Genomic DNA, 240 nt, shown 5'->3' on the forward strand with positions numbered 1-240 from the left:
CGCGAAACCCTGCGCTGGCAGGCGATCGACGACGCGCCCGAAGCTGCGCCGCTGACGTTCAAGGAGCACGGCGTCTATCTCATCACCGGCGGCCTCGGCGGCCTGGGCCGCTTGTTCGCCGACGAAATTCTCGTCGCCACCACGCACGCACAGGTCGTGCTCAGTGGCCGCGGCGCGCTGGTGGGCGAGCGCGCAGAGCGTTTCGCCGCGCTGCGCGAGCGCCACGGCGAGCGCTTGCAC

1 protein-coding gene is annotated in these 240 nt (G+C 71.7%); it reads left to right on the forward strand.

What is annotated here, in order from left to right:
- Positions 1 to 240, forward strand: a 240-nt coding sequence (locus HKX41_13225) for a KR domain-containing protein (GenBank protein ID NNC25096.1), incomplete at both ends; no start/stop codon positions are given.

It is taken from the genome of Salifodinibacter halophilus, assembly GCA_012999515.1.
Classification (GTDB): domain Bacteria; phylum Pseudomonadota; class Gammaproteobacteria; order Nevskiales; family Salinisphaeraceae; genus Salifodinibacter; species Salifodinibacter halophilus.